This window comes from Microbacterium sp., assembly GCF_047605725.1.
In the GTDB taxonomy this organism is placed as follows: domain Bacteria; phylum Actinomycetota; class Actinomycetes; order Actinomycetales; family Microbacteriaceae; genus Microbacterium.
The window spans coordinates 1-9,902 of sequence record NZ_JASGFE010000071.1 but is presented as its reverse complement, the minus strand read 5'-3'; the positions used below and the strand labels follow the sequence as shown (position 1 = coordinate 9,902).

General features: G+C 72.6%; 9 protein-coding genes and 1 pseudogene. 7 read left to right on the top strand and 3 right to left on the bottom strand.

Annotated features, from left to right (window positions below; genetic code table 11):
- Positions 1–504 (bottom strand): annotated as a pseudogene (locus QM641_RS12175) (hypothetical protein); the annotation flags it as partial.
- A 37-nt stretch (positions 505–541) separates the two neighbouring features.
- On the opposite strand from QM641_RS12175, the gene QM641_RS12170 reads away from it, so the two are divergent.
- The 5 genes from QM641_RS12170 to QM641_RS12150 all read left to right on the top strand — a co-directional run bounded on the left by QM641_RS12170 (position 542) and on the right by QM641_RS12150 (position 6,898).
- On the top strand, positions 542–1,429 hold the full coding sequence (locus QM641_RS12170; RefSeq protein ID WP_415116851.1) for a hypothetical protein: 888 nt from the start codon (positions 542–544) through the stop codon (positions 1,427–1,429).
- Positions 1,426–1,989, top strand: coding sequence for an RNA polymerase sigma factor (locus tag QM641_RS12165; RefSeq protein ID WP_415116849.1), 564 nt, complete (start codon positions 1,426–1,428; stop codon positions 1,987–1,989). Before QM641_RS12170 ends, QM641_RS12165 begins: the two co-directional genes overlap by 4 nt.
- Positions 1,990–2,028: 39 nt before the next feature.
- Positions 2,029–3,438, top strand: coding sequence for an aminopeptidase P family protein (locus QM641_RS12160; protein ID WP_415116846.1), 1,410 nt, complete (start codon positions 2,029–2,031; stop codon positions 3,436–3,438).
- Between the two features lie 69 nt (positions 3,439–3,507).
- On the top strand, positions 3,508–4,110 hold the full coding sequence (locus QM641_RS12155; RefSeq protein WP_415116844.1) for a TetR/AcrR family transcriptional regulator: 603 nt from the start codon (positions 3,508–3,510) through the stop codon (positions 4,108–4,110).
- A 97-nt stretch (positions 4,111–4,207) separates the two neighbouring features.
- Positions 4,208–6,898, top strand: a complete 2,691-nt coding sequence (locus QM641_RS12150; RefSeq protein WP_415116842.1) for a glycoside hydrolase family 3 protein — start codon at positions 4,208–4,210, stop codon at positions 6,896–6,898.
- 18 nt (positions 6,899–6,916) lie between these two features.
- Here the strand turns inward: QM641_RS12150 and QM641_RS12145 are convergent, their stop codons facing one another.
- Both QM641_RS12145 and QM641_RS12140 read right to left on the bottom strand, forming a co-directional pair.
- Positions 6,917–7,588 carry an alpha/beta family hydrolase gene (locus QM641_RS12145; RefSeq protein ID WP_415116840.1) on the bottom strand — a complete coding sequence of 224 codons (672 nt, stop codon included), beginning with the start codon at positions 7,586–7,588 and terminating at the stop codon, positions 6,917–6,919.
- Positions 7,585–8,184, bottom strand: a complete 600-nt coding sequence (locus tag QM641_RS12140; RefSeq protein WP_415116838.1) for a general stress protein — start codon at positions 8,182–8,184, stop codon at positions 7,585–7,587. The genes QM641_RS12145 and QM641_RS12140 overlap by 4 nt, the downstream gene beginning before the upstream one ends.
- Before the next feature lie 71 nt (positions 8,185–8,255).
- Here QM641_RS12140 and QM641_RS12135 point away from each other — a divergent pair, with 71 nt between their 5' ends.
- On the top strand, positions 8,256–9,533 hold the full coding sequence (locus QM641_RS12135) for a magnesium transporter MgtE N-terminal domain-containing protein (RefSeq protein WP_415116836.1): 1,278 nt from the start codon (positions 8,256–8,258) through the stop codon (positions 9,531–9,533).
- Positions 9,533–9,902 (top strand): DUF1003 domain-containing protein (locus QM641_RS12130; RefSeq protein WP_415116834.1); only part of this gene is annotated, 370 nt, incomplete at its 3' end. The genes QM641_RS12135 and QM641_RS12130, both read left to right, overlap by 1 nt.

Below are 9,902 nucleotides of genomic sequence, written 5' to 3'. Positions count from 1 at the left end.
GACCCGCAGAGGCTCATGCCACGGCAACGCCGCCGCGTCCACCCCGGCCGCAGCGTCCGACCCGGCATCCGGCGAGGCCCCGGCATCCGTGCCGTCCGCGCCACCCGCCCCGGCATCCGTCGCCGCCCCTGGGTCGGCGGCGTGCCCGTGCCCGTCGCCGTGCCCGTCCAGGAGGGCTTCCCCGACCTTGACCGCCCGGATCGCCTCACCCCGCGACACCCCCGTCACGTCCCGCACGAACTCCACCGCGTTGCGATGCCCCGTGCCCTGCACGAGACCCCCATGCCCGCGGTCGCGCCCCGACCTGGCGGCGGCGACGCCGACCAGCACCGACTGCAGCATCGTGGCCTGCTTCACCACACCCGCGACGACCCCGAGCGCGTCCCGCACCGACTGATCACTGAGCCGCACCGCCGACGCGGGCAGCTCCCCGGCATCCACGTTGAGCTCCGCGAACACACCCAGCCGCCCTACCGCGTCGCTGATATCTTCGAGAACTCCCACACCCACAGCATCCCACCACCCTCCGACATTGAGCCTTATGACCGATCCGCACCAGAATCCCGGGACGAGCGCGGCCTGGAGCCTCGACAACGATGTAACGTTTCGCCGCGTCATGGACATGAACGTGTTGTCCAGTCAGAACCCCGAGATGGAGCACCCCATGACGACCATGTCCGACCCCGACCTTCTCGACGCGCTACGCGCCGCGGACCCCGCCTCGACCATCACGATCACCCCTTCGGACGCGGCGGCCGCAGTCCGACGCGCACGCCCCTCTCGGCTGTCACGGCGCCGCTGGTCGGTCTGGGCGACGGCGCTCACGGCGATCGTCGTCGTGGGGGTGCCCGTGGGAGCGGTCGCCACCGAGTTCGCTGCCCGCACCGGCTGGTTCGGGTCCCCGAACCCCGGCGATGACCGTGGAGCCTCCGTGAGCACCGAGGCCGACGACTCCGAATGGCTCGACCTCGGCGCCGACGACCTCCCCGACGTCGTCGCATCGCTCTATCCCGAGTGGCTGCCGCTGGCACCCGGCGTCACCCGGGCCGCGCTCACCGCCAGGGTCAGCGACACGATGGCAGGCATGGGTGGCCTTGCGCAGGCCACTCTCGTCCGCAGGACCTTCGAGCACGAGGCCTACCGCGACTGGATCACCGCGTGGATCACCGCCCACGAGAACGGCGACGCCACCGGACAGACCAAGGCCGCCGCGATCCTCGCGGACGCGGCCGAGTGGCCCGCGACGGTCGAGACCGACGGAGGCGGCGTCACCGATGCCATGCGCGCCTTCGCGCGACGCATCGCCGCAGGGGACGCGGATGCCGCGCAGGCGCTCGCTCAGATCGAGAACGCTCCCGGCTGGGACGGGACCGACCGCTCGGCCCTCGCAGCGGTCATCTACAGCGAGATCCTCGAGGCCGGCCAGTGAGTCTCGGTGACACGGCGGCCAGGACCGTCACGCCCGTGCACGCCGTCGGCACCCGGAGCGCATCGACCGCACTCGACGCCGAACGCGCCTTCGAGACGGCGATCGCACCCCTGGTGCCGGTTCTGGTGCGATACTTCCGGAGGCGAGTGTCTCTCGCCGACGACGCGGCCGACTGCACGTCAGAGACTCTGCTCGCGCTGTGGCGTCATCGATCGCGGATGCCCCAGCTCGAGGACGAGCGCCGCGCCTGGGCCTACGGCATCGCGCGGAAGGTCCTCGCCAACCACCGCCGAGGACGAGCTCGCCGCGCGATCGCCGACGACGCCCTCCGAGCCGCAGCGGCCGTTCCCGTCCCGCCCGTCCCCGACGAGGCGTTCATCGCCGCCGAAGCGCTGAAGCTCCTGCCTCCTCGCGACCAGGAGCTCCTGCGCCTCATCGTCTGGGAGCAGCTCTCCATCTCCGGCGCGGGCCGCGTCCTCGGCATCCGACCAGGCACGGCGAGGGCCCGCCACCACCGCGCTCTCGCCAGGCTCCGCGACCTCTACACGGAGCTCACGTGAGCCCATGCCCCCGGTCTCGCAGCGTGCGAGACTGGGGGCATGTGCGCGAACGGGGCCACCCCGCAGACCCGGCAGACCGCGGCGCCGGCGACCGAGAACACGAACCGCCGGCAGCCCTTCCCCCGAGGGTTCCTCGACACCATCGCGACCGGGTGGGCCGACCGCCCCGACCAGTCCCCGCCCGTGCGCCCGCAGGCCCCCTACGCCGCGACGCGACGCGACGCGGTGTCGGCCGCCTTCCCCGGCCGCCGGCTCGTGATCCCGGCCGGCTCGCTCGCCCAGCGCTCGAACGACACCGACTACCCGTTCCGCGCGCACTCCGCCTTCGCCCACCTCACCGGGTGGGGCAGCGACGCCGTGCCCGACTCCGTCCTCGTGTTCGACCCCACGGCATCCGGCCACGACGTCACCCTCTACCTGCGCGAGCGCGCCGACCGCACGACCGCCGAGTTCTACGCCGACGCGTCGATCGGGGAGTTCTGGATCGGCCCGCGTCCGTCGCTGGCCGGCGTCGCCGAGGAGCTCGCCGTCGCCACCGCTCACCTGGACGGCTTCGAGCCGGCCGACGACGACCTGGTCGTCGATCGGGATGCCGCGCTGACGCAGTTCGTCTCCGAGCTGCGCCTGTGCAAGGACGAGTACGAGATCGCCCAGCTGCGCCTGGCCGTCGAGATCACCGTACGGGGCTTCGACGACATCGTCGCGGACCTCCCCCGCATCATCGCCACCCCGCGCGGCGAGCGCGCCGTCGAGGGTGTGTTCCACTGGCGCGCCCGCACCGAGGGCAACCGCGAGGGCTACGACACCATCGCCGCCTCCGGACCGCACGCGTGCTACCTGCACTGGACGCGCAACGACGGCGCGGTCGTGCCCGGCGATCTGCTGCTGGTGGATGCCGGGGTGGAGGTCGACAGCCTCTACACCGCAGACGTCACCCGCACGCTCCCGGTCTCGGGCACGTTCACGCCGGTGCAGCGCACCGTCTACGAGACCGTGCGCGAGGCCGCCGACGCGGCCTTCGCGGCGGCGCGGCCCGGGGTGACGTTCCGGAGCGTGCACGAGGCCGCGATGGCCGTCATCGCCGCGCGGGTGGCCGAGTGGGGCCTGCTGCCGGTGACCGCGCAGGAGGCGCTCGACCCCGACCGCGGCGGCCAGCACCGCCGCTACATGGTGCACGGCACCAGCCATCACCTCGGCATCGACGTGCACGACTGCGCGCAGGCGCGACGCGAGATGTACTACGACGGCATCCTGCGGCCCGGCATGGTCTTCACGATCGAGCCGGGGCTGTACTTCCAGATCGACGATCTCACCGTGCCGGAGGAGTACCGCGGAATCGGCGTGCGCATCGAGGACGACATCCTCATGACCGCCGACGGCCCGGTGAACCTGTCCGCCGCCATCCCGCGCACAGCCGACGAGGTGGAGGCCTGGATCGCACGCCGCTGAGCACCGCGGGACGGTCTGTCCGCCCCCGCGGGTGTACGAACACAGCCGATTTCTTCTAGGCTCTGGAGCATGAAACGCCGTGGTCCGTACGCGAAGGGAACCGCCAAGCGCGCGGAGATCCTCGACACGGCCCTCGACGTGATCGCCCGCAACGGCTGCCACCGCGCCTCCAATCGCGAGATCGCCGAGCGGGTGGGCCTCAGCCAGGCCGGTCTCATGCACTACTTCGGCTCTCGCGAGGAGCTGTACCAAGAGGTGCTCCGCGCCCGCGACGAGCGCGACCTCCGCGATCACTTCCTGCACAACCCGACCTTCGCCGGCTACCTCGAGGTCATCGCCCACAACACTCAGGTGCCGGGGCTGGTACGTCTCTACGCCGAGTTCTCCGCCGAGGCGGGCACTCCCGGACACCCCGCCCACCGCTTCTTCGTGGAGCGCTACGCGTTCCTCCGGCACCTGCTCGGCGAGGCGATCGAGCGCGCTCAGGATGCCGGCGAGCTCGGCCCCGCGGTCGACATCCCCCAGGCGGTCGACCTCATCGTCTCGGCCAGCGACGGCCTGCAGGTGCAGTGGCTCATCGACCCGACGCTGGATATGACTGCACACCTGACCCGCCTGTGGGAGTTCATCCGTACGTCGTCGTGGGCCGAGGTCTCCGTCGCCTCGCGGTGATTCGGATGCCGGTTTGCCCGCGCGCGCGAAGCGGTGCATACTTTCCGGGACCGCGGCGCCCATGACGTCGACCGCGCCCGACCCGATGGAGTGCCCCATGACTGACGCGACCGCACCCGGCGATTCGGATTCCCGCCCCTCCTGGGCCGGCGCAGAGGTCGAGACCAGGGTCCAGGCCTACCTCGACGCGATGACGCTGGACGAGAAGGTCGCCTTCGTGACCGGCGACCTGAACTGGAACTACGGCTTCTACTCCGGGCCGCTGGAGCGTCTGGGCCTGCCCGCACTGCAGATGGCCGACGGCCCTGCCGGCGTGCGCATCAACAAGGGCGACGTGCACGAGGGTCGCGCCACGGCCCTCCCCGCCCCGATCGCGCTGGCCGCGACATGGGATCCACAGCTCGCGCAGGAGTACGGCGCGGTCGTGGGCGCCGAATGCCGCGCGACCGATCACAACGTGTCGCTCGGTCCTGCCGTCGACATCGCCCGCGTCCCCGTCGGCGGCCGCACGTTCGAGTCCTTCGGCGAGGACCCGCTGCTGCAGTCCCGCATCGGCGTGGGCGTGGTCCGCGGCATCCAGGCCCACGGGGTGCAGGCGTGCGCGAAGCACTACGCGATCAACAACCAGGAGGACCACCGCTCGAGCGTCGACGCCGTCATCGACGAGCGCACGATGCGCGAGATCTACCTGCCGCCGTTCGAGGCGCTCGTCCGGGAAGGTGAGGTCGCCTCGATGATGGGCGCGTTCAACCGGGTCAACGGCGACTTCGCGTGCGAGAGCAGCGCGCTGCTTTCCGACCTGCTGCGCGACGAGCTCGACTTCCGCGGCTGGATCATGAGCGACTACGGCGCCAACCACTCCACCGCGGCCGCCGCGAATGCGGGTCTCGATCAGGAGCAGCCCAACGAGGGCCACTGGGGGTCGCAGCTGCTGGCCGCCGTGCAGTCCGGCGAGGTCGCCGAGTCCGTCATCGACGAGAAGGTGCGACGGATCCTCCGTCCCCTCGTCGGCATGGGCCAGCTGGAGCACCCGGTGGGGGTGGCCGAGTTCCCCGTCGCCGAGCACCACGCGCTCGCCCAGCGCGTCGCGGAGGCCTCGATGGTGCTGCTGCGCAACGACGGCATCCTGCCGCTGACGGACGTGCGCCGCGTGGCACTGATCGGCCCCGACGTCGACGCGGTGGGCGCGCAGGGCGGCGGCAGCTCGATGGTGCGCCCGACCATGGGCGTCTCGCCGCTGGAGGGGCTGCGACGCGCCCTCGGCGACGACGTCGAGATCACCGTGCTGCACGGCTCCGACCCGGTGACCCCGGGTGTGCTGCTGCCGGGGCCCGACGCGATCCCGTCGAGCTTCTTCACCGCGCCGAACGGGGAGACGGGTCTGCGCGCGCAGTACTGGGCCAACACGGAGTTCGAGGGCGACCCGCTGGTGGACCGGGTCGAGGGCCAGATCGAGCACAACCTCGGCTTCCACAACTTCCCCGGCTTCAACGCCTCTTCGCCGCGCTACCCGCTGCTGCCCGGCGAGCTCAACGGCCGCATCTCGGTGCGCTGGACCGGCGCCCTCACCGTGCCGGTGTCGGGCAGCTACCGGCTCACCGTCACGAACGTCGGCGCGTACGCCTTCTCGCTCGACGGCGTCGTGGTGTCGCGCTCCGAGGACGCGGGAACGGATGCCGACGCCGTGGCCGCGGAGCTGGTCGCCGCGGTGGCGGCCGCTGCGGACGCCCCGAAGACCGAGGCGGATGCCGAGGCCGAACCGGTGATCCTCCCCTACGGCGGCACCGGCGAAAGCTCCGCCGACCCGGTGCTGACCACCTTCACCCTCCAGCTCGTGGCCGGCCACGCCTACGAGCTGCGCTTCGACTACAGCGCGAACGATGCCGCACAGGGCTTCCTCATCGGCGCCCGCATCCGGCTCGGCTGGGAGCCCCCGGCCGGCGTGTTCGCGCCCGCGGTGGCCGAGGCGGCCGCCCTGGCCGCGGCGTCCGACGTCGCGATCGTCGCCGTGCGCACCTACGAGGCCGAGGCCGACGACCGCCCGCACCTGGGACTGCCCAATGGCCAGGACGACCTGATCGCCGCGGTGCTCGCCGCCAATCCGCGCACGATCGTGGTGCTCATGACCGGAGCGCCGGTGACCGTGACGGGGTGGGGTGCAGAGCCCGCCGCGCTCGTGCAGGCATGGTATCCGGGACAGGCGCAGGGCGACGCGCTGGCCCGCGTGCTCACCGGCGCCGCCGAGCCGGGCGGCAGACTGCCCCTGACCCTGCCGCGCGACCTCGACCAGACCCCCGCCGCCGACCCGCGCACCTACCCGGGCGTCGAGGGCTCGGTGGTGTACGAGGAGGGCGTCTTCGTCGGCTACCGCGGCTTCGACGCGCGCGGCCTGGAGCCCGCCTACCCCTTCGGGCACGGGCTCGCGTACACCGACTTCGACTACTCCGACCTGGAGGTGTCGGCGGGCGCCGGCGACGAGGCGGCGACGGTCTCGGTCACGGTGCGCAACACCGGCGCGCGAGCCGGGTCGGAGGTCGTGCAGGTCTACGTCGGCGAGCTTCCGACCGATGCCGTCCTCACGCCGCCGCAGCAGCTCGCCGGCTTCGCGAAGGTGCGGCTGGAGGCGGGCGCTTCCGAGCGCGTGAGCGTCAGCGTGCCGCGCCGCGCGGTCTCGTACTTCGACGTCGGGGCGCACGCCTGGGCGACTCCGGCCGGCGAGGTCGAGGTGCGCGTCGGACGCTCCAGCCGCGACATCCGGCTCACCGGCACGGTCGCCGTGACCGCCTGAACCCGCCGCCTCCGAGCGTCAGCGTCGCTCGCGCAGGAACGCGGCCACGAGCGGCGCGAGCCCGGCACCGACCTCGTCCGCCGCGCGGCGTCGGCCTTTCACCTCGAAGGAGTGCCCGGCCCCGTCGACCCAGGTCAGCACGGCGTCGCGGCACGAGGCGACGGCCGCCTCCAGCTGGGCGACCGGCTGCACGAACGGGTCGTTCGTCCCGCTGAGGAAGAGCTGGGGCTGCGCGACGGCGGTCAGGTGGGCGACCCGGGCCCGGTCCGGCCGTCCGGGCGGGTGCAGCGGATAGCCGAGGTAGACGAGCCCGGCGGGCTCGATCGCCCCCTCGGCCGCGGCCATCGAGGCCATGCGGCCGCCGTAGGACTTCCCCGCCGCCCACAGCGGCACGCCCTCGCCGCGGGCCCACGTCACCACCGCCGCCCACGCCGCCACGGCATGGGCGGCCGGGCCCGGGAGACGGCGGCACGCCGCGCGGTACGGGAAGTCGAACCGCGCGGTCGAGATCCCGAGCGGAGCGAGCGCCTCGGCGAGCCCGACGAGGAACGGATGCTCCCTGCCGGAGCCCGCGCCGTGCGCGAGCGCGACCATCGCCCAGGCTCCGGCATCCGCATCGCGGACGGTCACCGGCACGCTCGCGGCTCCGGTGGGCAGCTCGACCGGCAGGGCGAGCTCCCGCGTGCTCACGGCGTCGCGTCTCCGGGCGCCCGGTCTGCTCCCGCCGAGCCCTGCGCGCCGCCGGGACCCTGCGACGCGGCAGGACCGGGGTCGACCCGCTCGCCGTAGCGCGGCGGCCCGGGCGGCGTCGCGGGGGGAGGCGGCGCCGCGGCATGCCCGAGCACCTCACGCGCCCGGTGGATGCTGCGCGGCAGCACCGTGACGTCGTAGTGGTCCGCGAGCACCTGGGTGATCGACGTGTAATCGCGGCGGCGACGGATCACCGAGTAGGTGACGAGGCTCATGAGCATGCCCATCGCGATGCCCACGAGCATGACGCCGACGAACAGCTGGATGGCCGCGTTGGGCGTTCCCAGCACGAAGAAGGCCGAGAAGAGCAGTCCGAGCAGGATGCCGTTGACCGCGCCGGAGCGGGCCGCCGCCGCATACCCGAGCCGGCCGGTGACCGTCTCGACGGAGCGGAGCCCGCGCCCGACGATCGCGATGTCCTTCGCGGGGATGTCCGCGGCGATGAGCCGAGAGACTGCCTGCTGGGCGCCCTCGTACGAAGGGTAGCCGACGATGGTCTCGCCGTGCTCGCGGGGGGTGCCGCCGATCATGCTCATCGATCCATCTTGTCACGGCTCTCCTGAGCAGGACCCGCGGCGACCCGACCCCCGCGCACTACGCTGGTCGGGTGAGTACGCAGAGGGTGTTCGTCGCGCGCCTGACCGGGTGCGCGGTCTTCGACCCTGCCGGCGACCGCCTCGGCAAGGTCCGCGACGTCGTGGTGGTGTTCCGCCGCGACGATCCGCCGCGCGTCATCGGACTGGTCGTGGAGATCCCGGGACGCCGTCACGTGTTCGTCTCGATCGGGCGGGTCACCTCCATCGCGACCGGACAGGTCATCACGACCGGTCTCATCAACGTGCGCCGCTTCCAACAGCGCGGCGGAGAGGTGCGCGTGATGGTCGAGCTCGTGGGCCGGAAGGTGTACCTCAAGGACGGCTCCGGGCAGGCGGTCATCGAGGACGTCGCCATCGAGCGCAACCGGCTCGGCCAGTGGTCGGTCGGTCAGCTGTTCCTGCGCCGTCCCCGCACGAGCGCCTCCCCGTTCGCGAAGGGGCCGACGACGTTCGCGACGTGGTCCGAGGTGCGCGAGCAGCAGTCTCCCGGAGAGGCGCAGTCCGCCGAGCAGCTTGTGGCCACCTACTCCGAGCTCAAGCCCGCCGACCTCGCCAACACGCTGCTCGACCTCCCCGAGGAGCGCCTCCTCGAGGTCGCCGAGGAGCTGCCCGACGACCGCCTCGCCGACGCGCTGGAGGAGATGCCCGAGGGCGAGCAGATGCACATCCTCGACCGGTTGGGCGACGAGCGCGCCGCAGACATCCTCGACGCCATGGAGCCCGACGACGCCGCGGACCTCCTCGGCCAGCTCCCCGAGCGACGGGCCGAGCAGCTCCTCGGGCTCATGGAGCCCGAGGAGGCCGAGGACGTGCGCGCCCTCCTGGAGTACGGTCCCGACACGGCCGGCGGACTCATGACGCCCGAGCCGATCGTGCTGTCGGCCGATGCCACCGTCGCCGAGGCGCTCGCGACGATCCGCCGGCACGAGCTGCATCCCGCCCTCGCCGCCGCGGTGTTCGTGACGCTCCCCCCCTATGAGACCCCCACCGGGCGACTGCTGGGCGTCGTGCACTTCCAGCGCATGCTGCGCTACCCGCCCCACGAGCGGCTGGGCGCGATCATCGACGACACGCTCGATCCGGTGCTGTCCACCGCTTCGGCGGCGGAGGTCGCGCGTCTGCTGGCGAGCTACAACCTGGTGTCGGTGCCGGTGGTCGACCAGGCCCACCGGCTCGTGGGCGCGGTGAGCGTCGACGATGTCCTCGACTACCTGCTGCCGGACGACTGGCGCTCGCACGACGGCGACGACGAGCCCGCCGCCCCCCTCGTGAGCGGGGGCGCGCGGTGATGGCGCGCACGTCGCGGGTGCGACTGGACGCACCGCGCGGGCGACGCTCCGGCATGCTCGCGCGCACCCCGCAGCCCTCTCGCGACCGGTTCGGCCGCTTCACCGAGTGGATCGCCCGCAACATGGGCACTCCGGCGTTCCTCGTCGGGCTCTCGCTGTTCTGCATCGGGTGGATCTCCTGGAACACCTTCGCCCCCGAACACCTGCGCTTCGACTCCCAGGTCTACGGGTTCACGGTGCTCACGCTGGTGCTGTCGCTGCAGGCCTCGTACGCGGCGCCTCTGATCCTCCTCGCGCAGAACCGCCAGGACGATCGCGACCGCGTGCAGATCGAGCAGGACCGCCAGCGCGCCGAGCGCAACCTCGCCG

What these genes read in the sequence shown, in the direction of transcription:
- QM641_RS12170 (WP_415116851.1), top strand. Translation starts at nt 542, where the DNA reads ATGACCGATCCGCACCAGAATCCCGGGACGAGCGCGGCCTGGAGCCTC.
- QM641_RS12160 (WP_415116846.1), top strand. Translation starts at nt 2,029, where the DNA reads ATGTGCGCGAACGGGGCCACCCCGCAGACCCGGCAGACCGCGGCGCCG.
- QM641_RS12155 (WP_415116844.1), top strand. Translation starts at nt 3,508, where the DNA reads ATGAAACGCCGTGGTCCGTACGCGAAGGGAACCGCCAAGCGCGCGGAG.
- QM641_RS12150 (WP_415116842.1), top strand. Translation starts at nt 4,208, where the DNA reads ATGACTGACGCGACCGCACCCGGCGATTCGGATTCCCGCCCCTCCTGG.
- QM641_RS12140 (WP_415116838.1), bottom strand. Translation starts at nt 8,184, where the DNA reads ATGAGCATGATCGGCGGCACCCCCCGCGAGCACGGCGAGACCATCGTC.